The sequence below is a fragment of the Comamonas aquatica genome (genome assembly GCF_018064205.1).
GTDB classification, from domain to species: Bacteria; Pseudomonadota; Gammaproteobacteria; order Burkholderiales; family Burkholderiaceae_C; genus Comamonas; species Comamonas aquatica.
The window spans coordinates 2910820-2933338 of sequence record NZ_CP072916.1 but is presented as its reverse complement, the minus strand read 5'-3'; the positions used below and the strand labels follow the sequence as shown (position 1 = coordinate 2933338).

Sequence of the window (22519 nt, the reverse complement as noted above, 5' to 3'; positions counted from 1 at the left end):
TCAGCGCTGGGTGCGGTAGGGCTCGTCGAAGTCGCGGAAGTCGTGTTCGGCCTCGGCCTGCGCGATCCAGGCCTGGACGGCCGGCACGGCGCGCACGCGCTGCACATAGTCGGCAATCGCGGGCGGCACGGGCAGGCCGTAGGTGTGCAGGCGCATGCACACCGGGGCGAAGTAGGCGTCGACCATGCTGAACCGGCCGAACAGCATAGGGCCGCCGTGGGATTGCAGCAGTTCGCTCCACATGTCGACCAGGCGGGCCACATTGGCGCGCACGGCCGCCTGCTCGGCCCAGATCTTGGCGCCAACTTCGGGCAGCCGGGCCTCGATGTTCATGGGGCAGTGGCTGCGCAGGGCAGTGAAGCCGCTGTGCATCTCGGCGCAGAGGCTGCGGGCGCGGGCGCGGTCGGTCACCGACGCCGGCCAGATGCCAGCCTGGGGGAAGGTCTCGGCCAGGTACTCGGCAATCGCCAGCGTGTCCCAGATGGCCAGATCGTCGTGCACCAGCACGGGCACGGTGCCCGTGGGCGCCAGCGGGCGCAGCGTGCGCTTGAACTGCGAATCGGGCGCGAAGCTGTCGAAGCGCACCATGACCTCGTCGAAGGCGATGCCCAGCTGGCGCATCGCCACCCAGGGGCGCATGGACCAGGAAGAGTAGTTCTTGTTGCCGATGTAAAGCTGCAGCATAGGGGGGCCGTTCTCACAACCATGTGACGTCGTGGCACTGTAGCGCGTGTTGTAATTCCGGCCTATGCATAACTCTGCGCTTGTGATGTTTTCGGGTGGACAGGACTCCACCACCTGCCTGGCCCACGCCCTGTCGAAGTACGACCGGGTCGAAACCCTGGGCTTTGACTATGGCCAGCGCCACAGCGTGGAGCTGCAGGCGCGGCTGACGGTGCTGCAGCAGCTGCGCGCGCAGTTTCCCCAGTGGGCGCACAAGCTGGGTGAGGACCATGTGCTGAGCCTGGACGTGCTCAAGCAGATCGGCGGCTCGTCCCTGACCGAGGATGTGGCCTTCGCCATGCAGGCGGACGGCCTGCCCAACACCTTTGTGCCTGGGCGCAACCTGCTGTTTCTGACGCTGGCAGGGGCTCTGGCCTACCGGCGCGGGCTGCAGGTCCTCGTGACCGGTGTCTGCGAGACGGATTTCTCCGGCTACCCCGACTGCCGCGACGACACCATGAAGGCCATGCAGCTGGCGCTGAACCTGGGGCTGGAGCGGCGCCTGCGCATCGAGACGCCGCTGATGTGGATCGACAAGGCCGCCACCTGGCAGATGGCCCAGGACCTGGGCGGTGACGCCCTGGTGCAGCTGATCGTGCAGGACACGCACACCTGCTACGAGGGCACGCGCGATGTGCTGCACGCCTGGGGCCACGGCTGCGGCCACTGCCCGGCCTGCGACCTGCGCGCCAAGGGCTGGCAGCGCTGGCGCGCAGCCCAGGCCGCCTGAGCGCGCAGGGGGCTGAAGCTGCGCCCGGGAAATGGCAGGCTGCCAAGCCCTCAGCCCTCAGCCCTCAGCCCTCAGCCCTCAGCCCTCAGCCCTCAGCCCTCAGCCCTCAGCCCTCAGCCCTCAGCCCTCAGCCCTCAGCCCTCAGCCCTCAGCCCAGGGATGGCGCGTCCGATGGACATGCCCGGCACCTGCTGCGTGCCATCGGGGGGAAGAAGACAACTGCTTATTTTCAGGAGCTGCCTGCGCACGCTGTCCAAGCGTTTGCAGGTGTTTTAAGCCTGCATCGCAAGGCAGGTGTGCGCATCACGCTTCCTTTTTTGAACGTGGACGCAGCCCGGCCTGGGCGGCGCGGGTTTGCGCCACCATGTCGGCCATCCAGGCCTGGCTTTCGGGCAGGGCGAACAGGAAGTCCCAGATGGCGTCGTGCTGGCGCGGCGTCAGGCTGTGCGGGCCGTGGCGGCGCATGTGGCCTTGCAGGCGCTGCACCTCGGCGCGGGTCAGTGGCAGGTGCATGGGGGTGAGGGGTGGGCGCGATTGCAGACGGCGCTGCGGGACGGATTTTTGCTTGCGAACGGGCATACCAACAGTCAAACAGGCCAGACCACGCCGTTGTCGTTCAGGATGGCATCCAGCGGCAGGTCGTGGGATTCCGGCAGGAAATCTTCAATGAAACCCTGGGTGAAGCCCAGCCCCACCGTGTGCGGGACAGGGCGCAGGCCGGCCAGGGTGCGGTCGTAAAAGCCCCCGCCGTAGCCCAGGCGGTAACCGCCGGGGCCGTAGCCCACGCAGGGCACGAACAGCAGGGTGGGGGTGATCACCTCGGTGTCCTTGGGCTTGGGAATGCCGTAGGCATCCTCCTCCATGGGACAGCCGGGGTGCCAGGCATGGAAGCGCATGGTCTTGGTGACCTTGTCGATCACCGGCAGGCCGATGCGGCGGCGCTGGGGCTTGTCCAGCAGTTCGCCGTCCTCCTTCCAGCGGTGCAGCACGGGCAGGGGGTCGAACTCGCCCTTGATCGGCCAGTAGGCACCGATCACGGTGTCCGGACGGTCCACCAGCCAGATGCGCATGACACGTTGCAAATCGTCTGCACGCTGTAGGCGATCCACCATAGTGAGGCGTTGCTGTACCAAGGTGCGTCGAAGGGCCGCTTTGTCCATCACATAATTCCTCTATGCCATTGCACAAGATTCTGACACCGCTTTGCGCGGCCCTCGTTTTTAGCGTTCCAGTTTTCTCGGCCGCTGCCCAGACCGCCGCGGGCGACAACGTGTTGCTGCAGATGCAGGAAGCGGCGCGCAAGGGCGACAAGGCACGGCTGGCGGCCCTGCTGCCCCAGACCGCCGGACACCCGCTGGAGCCCTGGGCAGCCTACTGGGAATTGAAGGCCCGCCTGGAAACCTCGAACCAGGCCGAGGTCGATGCCTTCCTGCAGCGTTGGCGCGGCACCTACCAGGAAGACCGTCTGCGCAACGACTGGCTGCTGCTGCTGGGGCAGCGCCGCCAATGGTCCGACTTTGCCCGCATGTTGGCCGATTTCCGCATGCAGGACGACCGCGAGGTGCGCTGCTACGACATGGCTGTGCAGACCATCGAGCGCCGCCAGCCCGAGCATGCCGCCCAGGAGGTGGTGCGCCTGTGGCACGCCCAGCGCGATGCCGACGATGGCTGCACCTATGCCGCCAGCGAGCTGTACGCCATCAAGCAGCTCGACGATCTGGCCGTGTGGAAGCGCGCGCGCCTGTCCGCCGAGCAAAACCGCCAGACTGGCACACGCCGTGCCGTCACCATCGTGGCGCCGGATGCCCTGTCGCACCTGACCGAAGTGTTTGCCTCGCCGGCCAAGTACCTGGCCGGCACCAGCAAGGTGCGCGGCAACACCCGGCGCGAACTGGCCGTGCTGGCGCTGATCCGCATGGCCAGCACCGACCCCGACCAGGCCGCCAGCCTGATGGACAACCGCTGGGCGGCCCAGCTGCGGGCCGAAGAGCGTGACTGGGTCTGGGGCGTCATCGGCAAGGTCAGCGCACGGCGCCTGGACAGCAATGCGGTGGCCTATTTCGACAAGGTCGGCAAGCCGGAGCGCATGTCCGACGAGTCGCAGGAATGGATGGTGCGCGCCAACCTGCGGGCCGGCCAGTGGCACACCGTGCGCAAGACCATCGATGCCATGCCACCGTCGCTGCAGGCCGACAGCGCCTGGGTCTACTGGAAGGCCCGGGCCCTGCTGAACGACCGCCGCGGCGGCGAGGCCGAGCGTGCCGAGGCCCAGCGCCTGCTGCAGAGCATTGCCAGCGTGAAGGGCTTCTACGAAAAACTGGCGCTGGAGGACCTGGGCCAGGCCGTCACCGTGCCGCCCGCCCCACAACCGCTGACGGCACAGGAACAGGCGGCCGCGGCCAGCAACCCCGGCCTGCAGCGCGCGCTGTATGCGATTCGCATCGGCCTGCGCAGCGAGGGCGTGCGAGAGTGGAACTACAGCGTGGGCCTGCATGTGCCAGGCGGCATGAATGACCGCGAGCTGCTGGCTGCGGCCGATCTGGCCTGCAAGGCCCAGGTCTGGGATCGCTGCATCAACACCAGCGAACGCACGCGCGAAGCCATCGACTGGAAGCAGCGCTTCCCCATGCCTTTCCACGACGCGGTGATCGCCAAGGCCAACAGCATTGGTTTGGACCCGGCCTACGTCTACGGGCTGATCCGCCAGGAAAGCCGCTTCATCATGGATGCGCGTTCGCACGTCGGGGCCTCGGGCCTGATGCAGGTGATGCCGGCGACCGCCAAGTGGACGGCGCGCAAGATCGGCATGACCGACTTCCAGCCGCAGATGATCAACGACCGCGATGTGAACATCACCATCGGCACGTCCTACCTGAAGCTGGCGTTGGATGACTTCGAAGGCTCCATGGCCATGGCCGCCGCCGGTTACAACGCCGGCCCGGGCCGCCCGCGCAACTGGCGCAACGGCCCGGTGCTGGAGGGTGCCATCTGGGCGGAGAACGTGCCGTTCACCGAAACGCGCGACTACGTCAAGAAGGTGCTGTCCAACACCACCAACTACGCGGCCATGATCACCGGCCGCCCCCAGTCGCTGAAGGCGCGCCTGGGCACGGTGGGCCCCAAGGTGACCACGGCCGAGTACAACCCCGACCTGCCCTGAGCGCCATTCGGCCCCAGCCCCACGGCGTGGGGCCTGCGCGATCTCAGCGGTTGAGCAGCAGCGGGGTGCCGTCGCGCACCTCCAGCGCGGCGGCCTGGCTGGCCACCAGCTCCTGCACCAGGGTTTCGACCCACTGCGCGGGCGACTGGGCGTCAAAGTACCGGGCGTGCAGCAGGCCCAGATAGGGCGTCTGCCGGCACCAGGCGTGCACCTGGTCCAGCGGCAACTCCTGCCACTCCAGCAGCTTGTACTTGAGCAACACTTTGGCGGCGTAGCGGGCATGGCGCTCGGGCTGGGCGATGAACCCCTGCAAACGCTGGCGCGCCCGGGCCAGGGCCGCGGCCACGTCCGTGAACAGCGGGCCGTGGCCGGGCAGCACCAGGGCGGGCTGCAACTGCTCGATTACGTCCAGTGTGGCGGCCACTTCGGCAAACGCCTGCGCCCCTTCGATTTCCGGAAACACCACACCAAAGCCGTGCTCCCACAGCGCATCGGCAGAGATCAGCAGCCGGCGCTCGGGCTCGAACAGCACGATGGAGTGCGGGTCATGGCCGGGCGCGGCGTGCACCTGCCAGGGGCGTCCGCCCAGGGTGACGGTGCTGCCGGGCTGCAGCACACCATCGGCCCGAAAACGGGGGCAGGACTGGCCAGTGGGGGTGTAGCTCAGGGCCACGGGGTCCCAGTCCTGCACCTGGGCAGCCTGCCCCGGTGCAATCCAGGTCTGCACGTCCGGCCAGCGCGCCTGCAGGGCGGCATTGCCGCCGCAGTGGTCGCTGTGCAGGTGGGTGTTCAGGACGTGGGTGAGCGGCCGAGTGTCCAGGGTGCTGACCACCAGGTCCACCGTCTGCTCCGCATGGCTGCAGTAGCCGGTGTCCACCAGGGCGGCGTCGTCGGGGCCCAGCAACAGGATGTTGTTGGCCGAGAGCCAGCCGCGTTCGAAAAAAAACATGCCGGGCCACAGGCCCGGCGTGGTCGAGTCCTGGGGCATGGCTAGTGGGCGGTGGTCTCGGGTCGGGCGGCCGGCGCGGGCGCTACCGTGGGGCGCAGCTCGCGGCGCAAGATCTTGCCGACGTTGGTCTTGGGCAGCTCGTCGCGGAACTCGATGTACTTGGGCCGCTTGTAACCCGTGAGGTTGTCGTGGCAGTAGCGCAGCAGGCGCTCCTCGGTCAGCGTGGGGTCGTTCTTGATGACAAACACCTTGATGGCCTCGCCGGAGTGTTCATCCGGCACGCCCACGGCGGCGCATTCCACCACGCCGGGGCACAGGGAGATGACGTTCTCCAGCTCGTTCGGGAAGACGTTGAAGCCACTGACCAGGATCATGTCCTTCTTGCGGTCGATGATCTTGAAGAAGCCCTGCGCGTCCATCAGGCCGATGTCGCCGGTGCGCATGAAGCCATCGGCGGTGAAGGCCTTGGTCGTTTCCTCGGGCTGGCGGTAGTAGCCCTGCATGACGTTGGGGCCGCGGATGCAGATCTCGCCGTGCTCACCCTGCGGCAGGGTGTTGCCGTCATCGTCCTTGATGGCCAGGTCAATCCCGGGCAGCGGCAGGCCAATGGTGCCGCTGAAGCGGGTGGCGTTGACCGGGTTGTTGGTGCCGATGGCGCAGGTCTCGCTCATGCCCCAGCCCTCAATCATGGCCTTGCCGGTCACTTTCTGCCATTCGCGGGCCGTGCCTTCGGAGGCCGCCATGCCGCCGGCCTGGGACACGGCCAGTGCCGAAAAGTCCAGGGCGCGGAACTTGGGGTTCTGCAGCAGCGCGTTGAACAGGGTGTTCACGGCCGGCAGGGTGTGGAAGGGGCGCTTGCGCAGCACCTCGACAAACTTGGGGATGTCGCGCGGGTTGGGAATCAGGCTGAGGCTGGAGCCCTGGCGCAGCGACAGCAGCAGCAGGGTCAGCGCGAAGATGTGGTACAGCGGCAGCGCAGCGATACCGTGGATCTTGCGCATGTCGCTCTGCCCGGCATAGGCCGGGGCAAACCAGGCCTCGGCCTGCAGCGTGGCGGCAATGATGTTGCGGTGCGTCAGGATGGCGCCCTTGGACAGGCCGGTGGTGCCGCCGGTGTACTGCAGGAAGGCGATGCTGTCGCCGCTGACGTGGGGCTTGCGCAGCTGCAGGCGCGCACCGCGCGCCAGGGCTTGCTTGAACGGGGTGACGCTGCGGCCGTTCAGGGGCAGCTCGTAGGCGGGCACCATCTTGGCCAGGTGGCGCACGGCGAACGTGATCCAGTGGCCGTACCAGAAGCCCAGCAGGTCGCCCATGGAGGCCATGCACACGTGCTGGACCGGGGTGCGCGGCAGGACGTCGGCCAGCGTGTGCGCGAAGTTTTCCAGGATGATGATGGCGGTGGCGCCGGAATCTTTGAGCTGGTGCTCCAGCTCGCGCGCCGTGTACAGCGGGTTGACGTTGACGCAGGTGTAGCCGGCACGCAGCACGCCGGCCATGCTGACGGCGAACTGCGGGATATTGGGCAGCATGATGGCCACGCGGGCGTCGGGCTCCAGGTGCAGGCTTTGCAGCCAGGCGCCCAGGTGCCGCGAGTGCTGGTCCAGGTCGCGGTAGCGCATCCATACGTCCATGCAGACCGTGAAGGGCTGGTCGGCATTGGTCCGCAAGGATTCCTCCAGCAGTTCCACCACCGAGGGGTAGGCCTCGGGGTCGATGGCATGGGGCACCCCGGCGGGGTAGTGGTTGAGCCACGGACGATCCATATCAGCGCCTTTCTGTCTGAAAACCACAATCAATATGCAGAGCCCATTGTTGGAGGGGCGGCTGACGCCCCGGGATGGGGCTTTTCCTAGGAACGCGGGCAAACCAGGGGGTGGGTAGGCCTGGACGCTCAAGAAAAATGCGTGCAACGTGCGGTTTTCGCAAATATCGTGGCACAACCCGCCTGCCTCCGTGGTGGGGTGCATAAAATCTTCCGACATGAGCACAGAACACACCCTCGATAAGCTGGACCGTTCCATCCTGCGTCGTCTGCAGGAAAACGGCCGTGAGACCTATGACGTGATCGGCGAGCAAGTCGGCCTGTCGCCCAGCGCCGTGCTGCGCCGGGTCAAGCGTCTGGAAGAGGCGGGGGTGATCGAGCGCTACGTGGCCCTGGTGCCGCCGGAAAAGGTGGGCCTGGGGCTGACGGCCTATCTGAATGTGCGCCTGGAAAAGAGCACCGAAATTCACAAGCGCAACCCCATGGATGCCTTCAAGCAGAGCGTGCAGAACTGGCCCGAGGTGGTGGAATGCGCCTCGCTGACCGGGGACATGGATTACCTGCTGCGCGTGGTGGTGTCGGACATGCAGCACTACAGCCGCTTCATCATGGAAACCCTGCTCAAGCACCCCAGCGTGGCCGACTGCAAGACCAGCTTTGTGCTGGACCGCGTCAAGGCGACCACGTCGGTGCCGGTCTGAGCTTCTAAAAGCAGAGCGCTGAGCGCTGGCTGCATCAGCGATTCAGATGTATACCTGACTGAATCAAAGATTGAACAAGCGCTGGCAGCTACGTTTTTTGCGAGTAGCGCTACAACTCGCCACCACAGCACCGACCGGTGCTGTTTTTTTGTGGTGCAAATGCTGCGCAGCGGTCGCCAGAATGACAGCCGCTTGCCCATGCGGGTACACAGTGCATGCGTTTTATGTTGCAATGCAGCAATTAAGCGTAAACCCTAGGTTTGTGCGCCGCCTGGGAAACACCGCTGTGGATGTGGCGCGCGATGCCTGAAAGAATGTGCCCAGCCGCACAGGACTTTTGACCCATGACCGAGCCTCTCCGTTGGATCACTGCCCCTTGGAAAGCCAGCCAGCAATGGCTGCGCAAAGCCGCGTCGGCCCGCAGCGTGCCGACCCTGGTGCCCATCCGTGAACTGTCGCCCCGCCACCGCGATCGCATCCGTGCGCACCTGCTCAAGCTGGACCCCAGCGACCGCTACCTGCGCTTCGGCTACGCCGCCAACGACGAGCAGGTCAAGCGCTATGCGGACAACCTGGACTTTGATCGCGACGATATCTTCGGCATCTTCAACCGCCGGCTGGAGCTGATCGCCATGGCGCACCTGGCCTATACCGACCTAGCGCACCACAGCAACTGCGCGGAATTCGGGGTGTCGGTGCTGAAGACCGCACGGGGGATGGGCCTGGGCACGCGCCTGTTCGCCCGCGCCGTCCTACATTCGCGCAACCAGGGGGTGGAGATGATGTTCATCCACGCGCTGAGCGAGAACACCGCCATGCTCAAGATCGCCCGCAACGCCGGTGCCCGCGTGCAGCGTGACGGTACCGAGTCCGAGGCCTACCTGCAGCTGCCCGCCGCCGGGCTGGACACCCATGTCTCCGAGCTGTGGGACAACCAGGTGGCCGAGGTGGACTACCAGCTCAAGAAGCAGGCCAAGCAGTTCTGGTCCATCTTGGCCGACGTGCAGGAAATCCGCCAGGACGTGCGCGAAGGCCGCCACAAATCGGCGCAGTAAGTCCCGCTCCCCGGGGCAACTGTGCCCAGGCGCGCGACACCGAGGTTGGAGGCCCGCAGTGAATCCGCTATCCTTGGTGCCCTCTCCACAACTGCATGTCCTGCACTGAACGTCTGTGTCAGACCCGCACCCTGCGCGCCACCCGGAGCGCGAAGACAAGCGCAGCTTTCTGCAAAAGATTGTCGAATTCATCCACCCGGGGCTCGACTCCAAGGATGAACTCATCGAAACCCTGGCCGAAGCCGAGGACAACGAAGTCATCGGCACCGAGGCCCGCGTGATGCTCGAGGGTGTGATCCGCATGGCGGACCGCACGGCCACCGACATCATGGTGGCGGCCCCGCGCATGGACGTGCTGGACATCCACGCCCCCTACGACGAACTGCTGGCCCAGGTGATCCGCACGGCGCACTCGCGCTTCCCGGTCTACGAGGGGGAGCGTGACAACATCATCGGCATTCTGATGGCCAAGGACCTGCTGAAGCTGCAGCGCTCGCCGTCCTTGAATCTGCGCTCCCTGCTGCGCCCGGCGATCTTCGTGCCGGAGACCAAGGGCCTGTACGACCTGCTGCGCGAATTTCGCACCAACCGCAACCACATGAGCATCCTGATCGATGAGTTCGGCAAGGTGTCGGGCCTGGTGACCATGGAGGACGTGCTGGAGGAAATTGTCGGGGAGATCGAGGACGAGTTCGACATCCCCGAAGAGCACGGCGACATTTTCGCCCTGGCCGACAACACCTACCGTGTGGCAGGGCACACCCCGCTGGAGCGGCTGGCCGATGCTTTTGGCGTGCGCTTCGACCAGGAGGCCCAGGCCGAAGACTTTGAAACGATTGGTGGCTGGGTGAGCCATGCCATGGGGCGCCTGCCCAAGCGTGGCGAGTCCTGGGAGGTAGCCGGTCTGCAGTTCGTGGTGTTGCACGCCAAGGGCGGCGCGGTGCGCTGGTTCCAGGTGCGGCGCATAGACGATGGAACGACGGAAAGTGTGAGCGAATGACGATGGCGCGGGCCCATGGGCTCTCTTTCAGGGCACCTGCCCGACCCGCCTGGGGATGGTGGTGCGGGGTGCTGCTGGCCGGTGGGCTGCAGGCTACGGCCCTGGCCTGGCCTGGCAGCGGACAACCGCTGTGGTGGCTGCAAATCCTGTCACTCAGCCTGCTGTGCCTGGGGGTGCAGCGCGCGTCCAGTGCCAGGCAGGCCGCATGGCGCAGCTGGCTGTTTGCCACCGCCTGGCTGTGCGGCACCTTCTGGTGGTTGTTCATTTCGATGCATACCTATGGCGGCCTGCCGGCGCCCCTGGCGGTGCTGGCCGTCCTGGCGTTGGCCGCCTTCCTGGGCAGTTACTACGCCGTGGCCGCCTGGGTCTGGCGCCGTGCGGACTGTGCCGGATGGCGCGCCGTGCTGTTGTTTGCCGCATGCTGGACCATCGCAGAACTGGCGCGTGGCACCTTGTGGACCGGTTTCCCCTGGGGGGCAGGCGGCTACGCCCATGTTGAGGGCCCATTGTCGGTTTGGCCGCGCTGGCTGGGGGTCTACGGCAGCGGTGCGGTGGCTGCCGCCTTGGCGATGGCGCTGGTCCAGGTGGCACCGCTGTGGCAGCGCGCCCGGGTGTCGCTGGGCGTGGGCGCGGTGGTGCTGGGTCTGTGGGTGGCTGCCGCCTGGGTGCAGCAGCAGGCCCAGGCCGTGCCGGGGCGTGCACCGGTGTCGGTGGCCTTGCTGCAGGGCAATATTCCGCAGGATGAAAAATTCATCCCCAGTGGCGGCATCGCGCGGGCCTTGGAGTGGTACGGGCTGCAACTGCTGCAAAAGCCCGCAGCGCTGGTGGTGGCGCCCGAAACGGCGATTCCGGTGTTGCCCCAGCAATTGCCTGCGGACTATCTGGCCGCTATCTCGGCCCCCTACCGGGAGCCGGGCAGCCCTTCGGCCGCCCTGATCGGCATGCCCTTGGGGAGTGAAACGCAGGGCTATAGCAATGCGGTGGTGGGTTGGTTGCCGGGGGAAATGACAGAATATCGGTACGACAAGCACCACTTGGTGCCCTTTGGCGAGTTCGTGCCGCCCTTGTTCCAGTGGTTCGTCCGCATGATGGACATTCCCCTGGGGAGCTTTGCCCGCGGCAGCGTCGGGCAGGCGCCGATGGCGTGGCATGGCGAGCGCTGGGCCCCGAATATCTGCTACGAAGACCTGTTTGGTGAAGAACTGGGGGCGCATTTCAGCCAGGCTGCGACCGCCCCCACCGTGCTGGTCAATGTGAGCAATATTGCGTGGTTTGGCGACAGCATTGCGGTGGACCAGCATTTGCACATCAGCCGCATGCGGGCGCTGGAGTTCGAGCGTCCGATGCTGCGTGCCACCAACACCGGGGCCACTGTGGTGATCGATCACCGGGGGGCGGTCACGGCCTCGCTGCCGTCGCACACCCAGGGGGTCCTGGTGGCCGAGGTGCAAGGGCGTGATGGCGTGACGCCGTTTGCCTTCTGGGTGTCGCGCCTGGGTTTGTGGCCGCTGTGGCTGTGCTGCGTGGCGGTGGTGGTCTGGGGTGCCAGACCGCGCAGAAAAAATTGAGCAAACAGGGTGTGATTGACACGTTGTGCGGAGTTTGCAGGGACTTTCGGCCGAGAAACGGCCTGTGAACTTCCATAATGTGCGGCTGTACGCCGCGCATGTATAAACTCCTGCGATTACACACACGAGAAACCAAGCAGTGGCAAATGCCACTGCCAAGCAAGTTAGACAAATGGCTGATTCTTTTTCCTACGAACAACTGATCGCTTCCGGTGAGGGTAAGTTGTTCAAGCCCGACAGCGGGCGTTTGCCCCTGCCTCCGATGCTGATGTTCGACCGCATCACGCACATCGATACCGACGGTGGCGCGCACGGCCTGGGCAAGATCGTGGCGGAGCTGGACGTGAACCCCGATCTGTGGTTCTTCAAGTGCCATTTCCAGGGCGACCCCGTCATGCCTGGCTGCCTGGGCCTCGATGCCATGTGGCAGCTGATCGGCTTTTACCTGACCTGGCTGCAACTGCCCGGCCGTGGCCGCGCGCTGGGTGCCGGCGAAGTCAAGTTCACAGGCGAAGTGGGTCCGAATGTGAAGCTGGTGCGCTACGAGATCGACATCAAGCGCGTGATCAAGCGCAAGCTGAACATGGCGATTGGGGATGCACGTTTGCTGGCCGACGGCCAGGAAATCTATGTGGCCAACGATCTGCGCGTGGGGCTGTTCCTGCGTGAAGGCGACGGCCAAGGGACAGCGGCATGAAAAAGCGCGTAGTCATCACGGGCGCGGGCATTGTCTCGTGCATTGGTAACGATCTGGCCACCGTAGAGACCTCCCTGCGGGAAGGTCGCTCTGGCATCAAGGCCATGCCACAGTTCACCGAACTGGGCATGCGCAGCCAGGTTGCCGGTATTCCCGAGATCGACATCGAAGCGCGCATTGACCGCAAGCAGCTGCGTTTCATGGGCGATGCGGCAGCCTATGCCCAGATCGCGCTTGAAGACGCGATTGCCCAGGCGGGCCTGACGCCCGAGATGGTGAGCCATCCGCGCACCGGTCTGATCATGGGTTCGGGCGGCGGTTCGCCGGCCAACCAGATCGAGGCGGCCGACACCCTGCGCGAAAAGGGCATCCGCCGCGTCGGACCGTACCAGGTCACGCGCTGCATGAGTTCCACGGTCTCGGCCTGTCTGGCGACCAACTTCAAGGTCAAGGGCATCAACTACTCAATCACCTCGGCCTGCTCCACCTCGGCCCACTGCATCGGTGCCGCGGCCCAGCAGATCGCCTGGGGCATGCAGGACGTGATGTTTGCCGGCGGCGGTGAAGAGCTGTCCTGGGGCATGTCCCTGCTGTTCGACGGCATGGGCGCCATGTCCAGCAAGTACAACGAGACGCCCGAGAAGGCCTCGCGTGCCTACGACGCCCATCGCGATGGCTTTGTGATCGCCGGCGGCGGCGGTGCCGTGGTGCTGGAGAGTCTGGAGCATGCGCTGGCGCGCGGTGCGACCATCCTGGCCGAAGTGGTGGGCTTTGGCGCCACCAGCGATGGCGAAGACATGGTGGCGCCTTCGGGCGACGGCGCCATTGCCTGCATGAAGCAGGCCATGGAAACTGTGGATGGTCCTATCGACTACATCAACACCCATGGCACCTCGACCCCGGTGGGTGACATGCAGGAAGTGCGCGCGATGCAGGTGCTGTTTGGCGACCAGGTGCCGCCCTTCTCGTCCACCAAGTCGCTGACCGGCCACTCGCTGGGGGCGACCGGTGCGCAGGAAGCCATCTACTGCCTGATCATGCTGAACAAGGGCTTCATCGCCGGGTCCGCGAACGTGGACACGCCCGACGACAGCCTGGGCACCATGCCGCTGGTGACGAAGACGCGCGATGCGCAGCTGACCACGGTGCTGTCCAACAGCTTCGGCTTTGGTGGCACGAATGCCAGCCTGGTGCTGCGTCGCTGGACGGGGGCCTAAAGCTGCCCCATCATAGAAGCGGCGTGCACGGGCGGCGCAAGCTGTTGCCCGTGGCGCCGCTGGCAGTTGCCCTCCCTCACGTTTGCTGCGGTTCACACCTATGAAGCTGGCCATCCTGGATCGGATCGGGACCCTCCATGCTGAGGGCGAGGATGCACTTGTCCCTCTCAAGGACTGGCAGCCCCAGCCCGGCGTGCTGGAGGCGATTGCGCAGCTCAACCGGGGCGGCTGGCACGTGGCGCTGGCCACCAACCAGCCCGGCCTGGGCCGTGGGAGCTTCGATGTGACGGAGCTCAACACCCTGCATTTGCGCATGCAGCGCGAGCTGGCGGCGGTGGGGGCCCGGGTCGAGGCCGTGTTCTTCTGCCCGCACACCCCCGACGAAGCCTGCCAGTGCCGCAAACCGGCACCCGGTTTGCTGCAGCAGATCGCCAGCCGTTATGGGGCTGAGCCGCACCAGGTGTGGGTCATCGGCCAGGACGCCGTCCACCTGCAAGCCGGCGAGGCGATGGGCGCCCGCCTGGTGTGGGTGGGCCCCGATGCCGCCCAGACTGCCGTGTCCCCCGTGGCGCAGCCGGTGGCCTGTTACCCAGACTGGGCCGCGGTGGCGGATGCGCTGGCCCCGGATGCCCAGGCATCGCCCCCCTTGCAGGCGGCATGAGGCCGGATCGCAACCGTTTGGCAACGCCGGCCTCTTTGCATTTTTAGGATTGTTCCCATGTCATTTCTGCGTTCCCTGGTCCACATGCTGTGGATGGGCATCACCGTCATCCCCTACACGCTGCTGATCTTGCTGGTGCGTGTGTGCGGCGGCTCGCCGGCGGCCCGCTGGACGATTGCGCGCGCCTGGCTCAAGCTGAGCGTGGACAGCGCGGGCTGGTTCTGCGGCGTCAAGTACCGCGTGCAGGGCATGGAGCACCTGCCCACCGACCCGCAGCAGGGTGTGGTGCTGCTGTGCAAGCACCAGTCCACCTACGAGACCTTTCTGATGCCGGCCATCATGCCGCGCGCCTTGGCCTATGTGTTCAAGAAGGAGTTGCTGAGCATTCCCTTCTTCGGCTGGTCCATCGGCAGCCTGGACATGATCCACATCGACCGCAAGCACGGCTCGCGCGCCTTCCACAAGGTGGTGGAGCAGGGCAAGCGCCTGCTGGCCCAGGGCATCTGGGTCATCATGTTCCCCGAAGGCACGCGTGTGGCGCGTGGCGAAGCGGGCGAGTACAAGACCGGCGCCACGCGCCTGGCCATCATGACCGGTGTGCCCGTGGTGCCGATCGCCGTCACCTCGGCCAAGTGCTGGCCGCGCAAGTCTTTCGTTAAGACCCCTGGCGTGGTGGATGTCTCCATCGGCCCGATGATCCCCAGCGCGGGGCGCAAGCACGAAGAGCTGATGGAAGAGGTGCAGGCCTGGATCGAAGGCGAGATGCGCCGCCTGGACCCCGCGGCCTATCCTGCGGCACTGCCTGACCGCTCCAGCACCCCTGCCGCTTGAACGCCCCGGCCTACGCCCACCCGCAAGCCACGCACACCGTCCCTCTGGGCGGTGCCCGCGTGGCTTATTTGCTGGTGCGCAGTCGCCGGCGCAGCATCGGGCTGGAAGTCGGGGCCAGCGGCCTGACCATCCGCGCGCCCTTGCGCGTCAGCGTGGCCCAGATTGAATCCGCCCTGCAGGACAAGGCCCAGTGGGTGCTGGACAAGCTGGCCGCCTCGGCCCTGCGCGTGCAGCAGACCCCGCAGGTGGACTGGGGCCAGGGCGCGCAGCTGCCTTATCTGGGCGGGCTGCTGACCTTGCAGTTGCACCCGGCCGCCCCGCGCGGCTGCGAGCTGCTGGCCGTGGGCGAGGGGCACTGGGTGCTGCATGTGCCGTTGCCGGTGGATGCGCCGCCCGCCAGCGTGCGCGCCCAGGTCCATGCCTGGTGGTTGCGCCACGCGCGCCAGCTGTTGACACAGCGCCTGCAGCGCTTCGCCCCGGACTTGGGCGTGCAATGGCGCAGCCTGCGGCTGACGAATGCGCGCACCCGTTGGGGCAGCGCCAAGCACGACGGCGGCATCATGCTGAACTGGCGCCTGCTGCACTTTCGCCTGCCGGTGCTGGACTATGTGGTGGTGCACGAGCTGTCCCACCTGCGCGTGATGGACCACAGCCCGCGTTTCTGGGCGGTGGTGGCCACGGTGTGTCCGGACTACACCCGCCTGCGCGCCGAGCTGCGCCAGCAGCCGATTCCGGAGTGGGTGCTGTAAAAAGTGAGCGCTTGGCGCACGGTTGGCTGCACTTTGAAAGCCATTTGTACTTGAAGTGATCGTTGGGCAGGCGCAAGCAGCTATGCTTTTTGCTGCGCCTGGATTGGCAGCCCATGCCCGCTGTGCCACACTGGCGGGCAGTTTTTCCCCAAGGATGGCCATGACCACACCCCAAGATTTGACCGTGATTCCTGCTGCCGCCTATGCCGGCGATATTCCGGCCGCGCTGGCCTGGCAGTGGGTGCAGGCCGGTTCGGCCGTGCTGGTGGATGTGCGCACGGACGCCGAGCGGGCCTGGGTGGGCCAGGTGCCCGGTGCCGTGCCGGTCGAGTGGAAGCAATGGCCCGGCATGGCCAACAACCCGAATTTCGACGCCCAGTTGCAGGCGGCGGTGCCGCCGGGCGGCAAGGTCGTGCTGCTGTGCCGCAGCGGCGTGCGCTCGGTTGCCGCAGCCACGCGGGCGGCGCAGTTGGGCATCGAGGCTTACAACATCCTCGAGGGTTTCGAGGGCGACATCGACGCCAACGGCCACCGTGGCCAGCTCGGCGGCTGGCGCAAGCAGGGGCTGCCCTGGCGCCAGTGATGAGGGCTTAACCGCGATAACCCTTAGGATTTGCGCTTTGCCAGCGCCATGCGTCAGCGCACATGGTGGCGAGGTCATATTCGGCGGTCCAGCCTAGCAACTCCTGGGCTCGGGCTGGGTTGGCGTAACAACTGCCGATGTCGCCTGGGCGCCGCGGAGCCATGATGTATGGCAAGCTTTTCCCGCAAGCTTGTTCGAATGCCCGGATCACTTCCAGCACGCTATGGCCTTGACCAGTTCCCAAGTTGATGGTTTGCAGGTCGGGCCCTGTGAGATGCTGCAGCCTTTCAAGGGCCTTGACGTGCCCACGTGCCAAATCTACGACGTGCAGATAGTCTCTAACCCCTGTTCCGTCCGGGGTGTCGTAATCGTTGCCCAGTACTTGAATGTGTTCACGCCGGCCAACTGCAACTTGGGCGATGTATGGCAGCAGATTATTGGGAATATCCGCGGGGTCTTCACCAATACGTCCACTGGGATGAGCTCCAATAGGGTTGAAGTAGCGCAGCACTGTCAAAGCCCAGTTTGAGGAAGAATGGTGAACATCGGCCAGGATTTCCTCAACCATCAATTTGCTGCGGCCGTAGGGATTGGTGCTGGATGTGGGATGGTGTTCGTCCAAGGGCAGGTAACTGGGTGTTCCATACACAGTTGCGGAAGAACTGAAAACCAGTTTGAACACCTTGCAGGCTTGCATGGCGCGTAGCAGGACCAAAGTGCCGTTGACGTTGTTATCGAAGTAATCGATAGGCTGGCTCACCGACTCGCCGACGGCCTTCTTCCCCGCAAAGTGCACGACGCTGTCGATGCCATGCTGGGTCAATGCATCTGAGAGTGCGTTTTGATCTCGTACATCACCTTGTATTGTGGGAACGTGCTTCCCCGTAATGGCTTCGACACGGCGAACGGCTTCGATGTGGCTGTTAAAAAAATTGTCAAAGATCACCACATCATGACCGTGTTGCAATAGTTCAATCGCCGTGTGTGTGCCTATGTATCCGGCACCGCCGGTCAGCAGGGTTTTCATTGTCAAAGGCAGTTCGTAGGAAAACGCAAATTGTAGAAAAAGAACGCGCGTATTCCTCGGAACCACAAAAAGCGCCCTGCGGGCGCTGGACGCTGTGAAGAAGTGATTAAAGCGCCGGAATGCGCAGCTTCTGTCCCGGGTAAATCTTGTCTGGGTGGGACAGCATGGGCTTATTGGCCTCGAAGATAGCGGGGTACTTGTTGGCATCGCCGTAGTACTTCTTGGCAATCGCCGACAGCGTGTCGCCGCGCACCACGTCGTGGTACTGGGCCTCGGGCTCCGGCTGGGTCACGGTCATCTGGTTGTCCACGGCGGTCACGCTGGCCACGTTGCCGCAGCACAGGGTGACCTTTTCCTTGATGGCCTGGGTGGGGGCCTCGCCGGTCACGGTGACCTTGCCCTGGTTGCCGTCGTAGTGCACCTTGAGCTGGCTGACGCCCAGCTTCTGCACCCCGATGTAGGTTTCAATCGCCGCTGCCGCCTTGGCATTCAGCGCCTCCTGGGAGGTGTCGGGCGCCGCGGCGTGGGCATCCTTGCCGCCGAACAGCTTTTCGCCGGCTTCCTTGATGAAACTGAACAGGCCCATGCGTGTACTCCTGAAAAAGGGTGGGGATGGAACTGGCACTGTAGCGGCAAGGTGCGGGGGGACTGGGTCAGACCGTTCCTACGTGGAATTTTTTGACAATCTGTGGCGCGCCAGGGGCTGGTGGGGGGCTGAATCGCCAAAAGCACAGAGGTGGCCGGGCAAAAATCTTGATAATGCCGCCCATGACTTTTTTGGCCATCGATATCGGCAACACCCGCTTGAAGTGGGCGATGTATGACTCTCCCCGTCCCGGCGCGGCCTTGCTGGCGCATGGCGCGGAGTTTCTGGAGCACATTGAGCGCCTGGCGGAAGGCCCCTGGAGCAAGCTGCCACCGCCGACGCGCATGCTGGGCTGCGTGGTGGCCGGTGAGACCGCGCGCCGCCGGGTGCACGATCAGATGGAGCTGATGCTGGGCTGGGAGGTGGAGCCGCGGTGGGTGGTGCCGGCGCTGCAGGAGGCGGGCGTGACCAATGGCTACGACCATCCCTCGCGCCTGGGCGCCGACCGCTGGGTGGCCATGATCGGGGCGCGCCACCACATCCTGCAGCGTGGCAACGAGCGGCCCCTGATCGTGGTCATGGTGGGCACGGCCGTGACGGTGGATGCCCTGGATGCCCAGGGCCACTTCCTGGGCGGACTGATCCTGCCGGGCCACGGCATCATGCTGCGCGCGCTGGAAAGCGGTACTGCCGGCCTGCATGTGCCGACCGGATCGGTCACCCCGTTTCCCAGGAACACCAGCGATGCGCTGACCAGCGGCGGCACCTATGCGATTGCCGGGGCGGTGGAGCGCACCTACCAGCACCTGTACCTGCACTGCAGCATGGAGCCGGCCTGCATCATGGCCGGTGGTGCGGGCTGGAAGATGGTGCCCAGCATGACGCGCCCGTTCGAGCTGGTGGACAACCTGATCTTCGAAGGCCTGCTGGTGATGGCACAGCAGCGCTGGGGCTGAGGCCGGCAGCGCCAGGGCGATGGTAGCTGTCCGATAATGCAGCCTCTGTCTTTTGCAACCCTGGACCCTCATCCATGATTTTTGTCACCGGCGGCGCCGGCTTCATTGGCGCCAACTTCGTGCTCGACTGGCTGGCCACCACGGGCGAGCCCGTGGTCAACATCGACAAGCTGACCTATGCCGGCAACCTGGAGAACCTGGCGTCGGTGCGTGATAATGCACGCCACACCTTCGTCCAGGCCGACATCGGTGACAGCGCCGTGATCGCGCAGCTGCTGGCGCAGCACCAGCCGCGTGCCGTGCTGAACTTCGCGGCGGAAAGCCATGTGGACCGCTCCATCCACGGTCCGGAAGACTTCATCCAGACCAATGTGGTGGGCACCTTCCGCCTGCTGGAGTCCGTGCGCGCCTATTGGAGCGGTTTGCCGGCGGACGCCAAGTCGGCCTTCCGCTTTCTGCACGTGTCCACGGACGAGGTCTACGGCACGCTGGGCGCCACCGACCCGGCCTTCACCGAATCGCACAACTACGAGCCCAACAGCCCGTATTCGGCCAGCAAGGCGGCCAGCGATCACCTGGTGCGCGCCTGGCACCACACCTATGGCCTGCCGGTGCTGACCACCAATTGCAGCAACAACTACGGCCCGCTGCATTTCCCTGAAAAGCTCATCCCGCTGATGATCGTGAATGCCCTGGCGGGCAAGCCCCTGCCCATCTATGGCGATGGCCAGCAGATCCGCGACTGGCTGTATGTGCGCGACCATTGCAGCGCCATCCGCCGCGTGCTGGAAGCCGGTCGGCTGGGCGACACCTACAACGTCGGGGGCTGGAACGAGCAGGCCAACATCGACATCGTGAAGACCGTGTGCGCCCTGCTGGACGAGTTGCGCCCGCGCGACGATGGTCAGTCCTATGCCGCGCAGATCCGCTTCGTGCAGGACCGCCCCGGCCACGATCGCCGCTATGCCATCGATGCGCGCAAGCTGGAGCGCGAGCTGGGCTGGAAGCCCGCCGAAACCTTCGACACCGGCATCCGCAAGACCGTGCAGTGGTACCTGGACCACCCTGAGTGGGTGGCCCACGTGCAGTCCGGCAGCTACCGCGACTGGGTGCACCAGCAGTACAGCGCGCAGGAGCCGGCATGAAGATCCTGCTGCTGGGCTGCGCGGGCCAGGTCGGCTGGGAGCTGCAGCGCAGCCTGGCGGTGCTGGGCGAGGTGGTGGCCCTGGACCGCCGCAGCACGCCGCTGTGCGGCGACATCGGCCAGCTGCAGGCCCTGGCGCAGACCGTGCGCACGGTGCGCCCGGACGTGATCGTCAATGCCGCGGCCCACACGGCCGTGGACCGCGCCGAAGGCGAACCCGAACTGGCGCGCCTGTTGAATGCGGCGGCCCCGGGTGTGCTGGCGCAGGAGGCCCTGGCCCTGGATGCGCTGCTGGTGCACTACAGCAGCGACTATGTGTTCGATGGCAGCGGCACGGCGCCGCGTGACGAACAGGCTCCGGTGGCGCCACTGTCGGTGTACGGCCAGACCAAGCTGGAGGGCGAGCAGGCCATGCAAGCCAGTGGCTGTCGGCATCTGATCTTCCGCACCAGCTGGGTCTACGCCGCGCGCGGCGGCAACTTTGCCAAGACCATGCTGCGCCTGGCCCAGGAGCGCGAGCGCCTGACGGTCATCAACGACCAGTGGGGTGCCCCCACGGGCGCGGACCTGCTGGCCGATGTGACGGCGCATGCCATCCGCCATGTGCAGTGCCACCCCCAGGACCAGGGCCTGTACCACTGCGTCGCCGGCGGCGCGACCACCTGGCATGCCTATGCCAGTGAGGTCATCGACCAGGCGCGGCAGCTGCGCCCGGACCTGCACTGGCCGGTGCGCGAGGTGGCGTCGGTGCCGACCAGCGCCTTTCCCACACCGGCACGGCGCCCGGCCAATTCGCGGCTGTCGTCCGATAAGCTGCAGCGTACGATGGGCCTGTACCTGCCGCCGTGGCAGCAGGGCGTGGCCCGCATGCTGCGCGAGATTTTGTAGTAAACCGTTAAAACCGGATCCAGCCCTGATCCAGCAAGCGCTGACAGCTCCTTATTTTTTGAACCATGACCACTCCACGCAAAGGCATCATTCTGGCGGGCGGCTCGGGCACACGCCTGCACCCGGCCACGCTGGCCATCAGCAAGCAGCTGCTGCCGGTCTATGACAAGCCCATGATCTATTACCCGCTGAGCACCCTGATGCTGGCGGGCATCCGCGAAATCCTGATCATCAGCACCCCCCAGGACACGCCGCGCTTCACGCAGCTGCTGGGCGACGGCAGCCAGTGGGGCCTGAACCTGCAGTACGCCGTGCAACCCAGCCCGGACGGACTGGCCCAGGCCTTCCTGATTGGCGAGCAGTTCCTGGATGGCGCACCCAGCGCCCTGGTGCTGGGCGACAACATCTTCTATGGCCACGACTTCCAGAAGCTGCTGCGGGATGCGGATGCGCAGCAGACCGGCTCGACCGTGTTTGCCTACCACGTGCAGGACCCCGAGCGCTACGGCGTGGCCGAGTTCGATGCCCAGGGCCGCGTGCTGTCGCTGGAGGAAAAGCCGAAGGTACCCAAGTCCAACTACGCGGTGACCGGCCTGTACTTCTATGACGCGCAGGTGGTGGAGCTGGCCAAGTCCCTCAAGCCCTCCGCGCGTGGCGAGCTGGAGATTACCGACCTGAACACGCTGTACCTGCAGCAAGGCCAGCTGAATGTGCAGCTCATGGGGCGTGGCTATGCTTGGCTGGACACCGGCACGCACGACAGCCTGCTGGAAGCGGGACAGTTCATCGCCACGCTGGAGCAGCGCCAGGGTCTGAAGGTGGCTTGCCCCGAGGAGATCGCGTTCCGCAGCGGTTGGATCGATGCCGCCCAGCTGGAGCAGCTGGCCCAGCCGCTGCTGAAGAACGGCTATGGCAAGTACCTGGTGCAATGCCTGAAAGGCAGCATGCGATGAAGGCCACGCCCACCCGCATTCCCGACGTCATGGTGGTGGAGCCCAAGGTGTTCGGGGATGCCCGCGGCTTCTTCTACGAAAGCTTCAACCAGGCGGCGTTCAATGCCGCCACGGGCACGGCGTTCACGTTCGTGCAGGACAACCACAGTCGCTCCAGCCAGGGCGTGTTGCGCGGCCTGCACTACCAGTTGCCGCCGCACGCCCAGGGCAAGCTGGTGCGCGTGGTGCGTGGTGCGGTCTGGGACGTGGCGGTGGACATTCGCCAGGGTTCGCCCACCTTCGGCCAGTGGGTGGGCGAAGAACTCACCGAATACAGCCACAAGCAGTTCTGGATTCCGCCCGGCTTTGCGCACGGCTTCGTGGTGCTCAGCGAGAGCGCGGATTTCCTGTACAAGACCACGAACTACTACGCACCGCAGGCGGACCGCGGCATCGCCTGGAACGACCCGGACCTGGACATTGCCTGGCCGAACCTGGGCATGGACTTTGTGCTGTCGGACAAGGACCGGCAGCAGCCGGCCTTGCGGCAGGCCGAGGTGTTCACGCTGTAAGAGGCATCCAGGGCGGCGCGCACGCGCC

At 65.6% G+C, this 22519-nt stretch carries 24 protein-coding genes; 17 read left to right on the top strand and 7 right to left on the bottom strand.

Annotated features, from left to right (window positions below):
* A complete protein-coding gene (locus tag KAQ61_RS13815) occupies window positions 1–684 on the bottom strand; it encodes a glutathione S-transferase family protein (RefSeq protein ID WP_210929544.1) in 684 nt (227 codons plus the stop codon).
* 64 nt (window positions 685–748) lie between these two features.
* Here KAQ61_RS13815 and queC point away from each other — a divergent pair, with 64 nt between their 5' ends.
* Window positions 749–1453: a 7-cyano-7-deazaguanine synthase QueC gene (gene queC / locus KAQ61_RS13810; protein WP_210929543.1), complete on the top strand. Its 705-nt coding sequence runs from the start codon at window positions 749–751 to the stop codon at window positions 1451–1453.
* A 303-nt stretch (window positions 1454–1756) separates the two neighbouring features.
* Here the strand turns inward: queC and KAQ61_RS13805 are convergent, their stop codons facing one another.
* On the bottom strand, window positions 1757–1966 hold the full coding sequence (locus KAQ61_RS13805) for a hypothetical protein (protein WP_231907219.1): 210 nt from the start codon (window positions 1964–1966) through the stop codon (window positions 1757–1759).
* Window positions 1967–2040: 74 nt separating this feature from the next.
* Entirely contained in the window at window positions 2041–2613 is a 573-nt protein-coding gene (locus KAQ61_RS13800) for a 5-formyltetrahydrofolate cyclo-ligase (RefSeq protein WP_210929542.1), read from the bottom strand.
* Window positions 2614–2627: 14 nt separating this feature from the next.
* Here KAQ61_RS13800 and KAQ61_RS13795 point away from each other — a divergent pair, with 14 nt between their 5' ends.
* Entirely contained in the window at window positions 2628–4613 is a 1986-nt protein-coding gene (locus tag KAQ61_RS13795; protein ID WP_210929541.1) for a lytic transglycosylase domain-containing protein, read from the top strand.
* Between the two features lie 43 nt (window positions 4614–4656).
* Here KAQ61_RS13795 and KAQ61_RS13790 read toward each other — a convergent pair whose 3' ends face one another.
* Together KAQ61_RS13790 and KAQ61_RS13785 are read right to left on the bottom strand one after the other, a co-directional pair.
* Window positions 4657–5601, bottom strand: a complete 945-nt coding sequence (locus KAQ61_RS13790) for an MBL fold metallo-hydrolase (RefSeq protein ID WP_210929540.1) — start codon at window positions 5599–5601, stop codon at window positions 4657–4659.
* 2 nt (window positions 5602–5603) lie between these two features.
* On the bottom strand, window positions 5604–7325 hold the full coding sequence (locus KAQ61_RS13785) for an AMP-binding protein (RefSeq protein WP_210929539.1): 1722 nt from the start codon (window positions 7323–7325) through the stop codon (window positions 5604–5606).
* Between the two features lie 217 nt (window positions 7326–7542).
* Here KAQ61_RS13785 and KAQ61_RS13780 point away from each other — a divergent pair, with 217 nt between their 5' ends.
* The 10 genes from KAQ61_RS13780 (at window position 7543) to KAQ61_RS13735 (ending at window position 16386) form a co-directional block, all read left to right on the top strand.
* Window positions 7543–8025, top strand: a complete 483-nt coding sequence (locus KAQ61_RS13780; protein ID WP_042417951.1) for an Lrp/AsnC family transcriptional regulator — start codon at window positions 7543–7545, stop codon at window positions 8023–8025.
* Between the two features lie 344 nt (window positions 8026–8369).
* A complete protein-coding gene (locus KAQ61_RS13775; protein ID WP_210929538.1) occupies window positions 8370–9080 on the top strand; it encodes a GNAT family N-acetyltransferase in 711 nt (236 codons plus the stop codon).
* Window positions 9081–9195: 115 nt separating this feature from the next.
* Entirely contained in the window at window positions 9196–10080 is an 885-nt protein-coding gene (locus KAQ61_RS13770; RefSeq protein ID WP_210929537.1) for an HlyC/CorC family transporter, read from the top strand.
* A 2-nt stretch (window positions 10081–10082) separates the two neighbouring features.
* Window positions 10083–11648 (top strand): apolipoprotein N-acyltransferase, encoded by a 1566-nt coding sequence (gene lnt / locus KAQ61_RS13765; RefSeq protein WP_210931925.1) that lies wholly within the window; start codon window positions 10083–10085, stop codon window positions 11646–11648.
* Between the two features lie 172 nt (window positions 11649–11820).
* A complete protein-coding gene (gene fabA, locus KAQ61_RS13760; RefSeq protein WP_043383086.1) occupies window positions 11821–12345 on the top strand; it encodes a bifunctional 3-hydroxydecanoyl-ACP dehydratase/trans-2-decenoyl-ACP isomerase in 525 nt (174 codons plus the stop codon).
* Window positions 12342–13562, top strand: a complete 1221-nt coding sequence (gene fabB / locus KAQ61_RS13755) for a beta-ketoacyl-ACP synthase I (RefSeq protein ID WP_210929536.1) — start codon at window positions 12342–12344, stop codon at window positions 13560–13562. Before fabA ends, fabB begins: the two co-directional genes overlap by 4 nt.
* 100 nt (window positions 13563–13662) lie before the next feature.
* Entirely contained in the window at window positions 13663–14223 is a 561-nt protein-coding gene (locus tag KAQ61_RS13750) for a D-glycero-alpha-D-manno-heptose-1,7-bisphosphate 7-phosphatase (protein WP_183302841.1), read from the top strand.
* A gap of 57 nt (window positions 14224–14280) precedes the next feature.
* Window positions 14281–15054, top strand: coding sequence for a lysophospholipid acyltransferase family protein (locus KAQ61_RS13745; RefSeq protein ID WP_154163545.1), 774 nt, complete (start codon window positions 14281–14283; stop codon window positions 15052–15054).
* Entirely contained in the window at window positions 15051–15803 is a 753-nt protein-coding gene (locus tag KAQ61_RS13740) for a M48 family metallopeptidase (RefSeq protein ID WP_210929535.1), read from the top strand. Before KAQ61_RS13745 ends, KAQ61_RS13740 begins: the two co-directional genes overlap by 4 nt.
* Window positions 15804–15957: 154 nt before the next feature.
* Complete coding sequence (locus KAQ61_RS13735; protein WP_042417922.1) at window positions 15958–16386, top strand: rhodanese-like domain-containing protein; 429 nt, start codon at window positions 15958–15960, stop codon at window positions 16384–16386.
* A 7-nt stretch (window positions 16387–16393) separates the two neighbouring features.
* On the opposite strand, the gene galE is transcribed toward KAQ61_RS13735, so the two are convergent.
* A complete protein-coding gene (gene galE, locus KAQ61_RS13730; RefSeq protein WP_210931923.1) occupies window positions 16394–17413 on the bottom strand; it encodes a UDP-glucose 4-epimerase GalE in 1020 nt (339 codons plus the stop codon).
* 106 nt (window positions 17414–17519) lie between these two features.
* Window positions 17520–17999, bottom strand: a complete 480-nt coding sequence (lysM, locus tag KAQ61_RS13725) for a peptidoglycan-binding protein LysM (RefSeq protein WP_043383079.1) — start codon at window positions 17997–17999, stop codon at window positions 17520–17522.
* A 182-nt stretch (window positions 18000–18181) separates the two neighbouring features.
* On the opposite strand from lysM, the gene KAQ61_RS13720 reads away from it, so the two are divergent.
* The 5 genes from KAQ61_RS13720 (at window position 18182) to rfbC (ending at window position 22491) form a co-directional block, all read left to right on the top strand.
* Complete coding sequence (locus tag KAQ61_RS13720; RefSeq protein WP_042418018.1) at window positions 18182–18955, top strand: type III pantothenate kinase; 774 nt, start codon at window positions 18182–18184, stop codon at window positions 18953–18955.
* A 74-nt stretch (window positions 18956–19029) separates the two neighbouring features.
* Complete coding sequence (rfbB, locus tag KAQ61_RS13715; protein ID WP_210929534.1) at window positions 19030–20100, top strand: dTDP-glucose 4,6-dehydratase; 1071 nt, start codon at window positions 19030–19032, stop codon at window positions 20098–20100.
* Entirely contained in the window at window positions 20097–20987 is an 891-nt protein-coding gene (gene rfbD, locus KAQ61_RS13710) for a dTDP-4-dehydrorhamnose reductase (protein WP_210929533.1), read from the top strand. Before rfbB ends, rfbD begins: the two co-directional genes overlap by 4 nt.
* Before the next feature lie 65 nt (window positions 20988–21052).
* Window positions 21053–21940 carry a glucose-1-phosphate thymidylyltransferase RfbA gene (rfbA, locus tag KAQ61_RS13705; protein WP_210929532.1) on the top strand — a complete coding sequence of 296 codons (888 nt, stop codon included), beginning with the start codon at window positions 21053–21055 and terminating at the stop codon, window positions 21938–21940.
* The gene (gene rfbC, locus KAQ61_RS13700; protein ID WP_210929531.1) at window positions 21937–22491 is read left to right on the top strand and encodes a dTDP-4-dehydrorhamnose 3,5-epimerase; all 555 of its coding nucleotides are present in this window, start codon (window positions 21937–21939) and stop codon (window positions 22489–22491) included. Before rfbA ends, rfbC begins: the two co-directional genes overlap by 4 nt.
* The last annotated feature ends 28 nt before the right edge of the window (window positions 22492–22519 follow it).